Consider the following 366-nt stretch of genomic DNA (forward strand, 5'->3'; position numbering starts at 1 on the left):
CGACGGCGCGGGGGACTTCCCGGTTCGGGCTCATTCGGGCACCCGCACCTTCATGCCCTCGCGCACCAGGGGGCCGCTCACTTCGACCTTGCCGCCCGCGAACAGCCCGGTTCTGACCGGTACGAACCCATGGGACGCGCCGTCTCCGGTACCGCCCTCGCGGTCGCCCTCTCCGGAGACCTCCAGCCCGTATCCGCCCTCCGCGAGTGCCACCAGGGCGGCGACCGGGACGGCGAGTACGTTCCGGCGCTGCTTGACGGCATAGCGCACGGTGACCGGCCCGCTCTGCAGCCTGCCCAACGACGCCTGGTCCCCGAAGACGATCACCACCGCCACGGTGGCAGCCGGATTCCCTCCGCCCTCGCC

General features: G+C 72.4%; 1 pseudogene. It reads right to left on the reverse strand.

From position 1 onward, the window contains the following. Positions 1-30: 30 nt before the first annotated feature. Positions 31-366, reverse strand: a pseudogene (locus JGS39_RS40355) (peptidoglycan-binding protein); the annotation flags it as partial.

The sequence above is a fragment of the Streptomyces poriferorum genome (genome assembly GCF_019399235.1).
Lineage (GTDB): Bacteria > Actinomycetota > Actinomycetes > Streptomycetales > Streptomycetaceae > Streptomyces > Streptomyces poriferorum.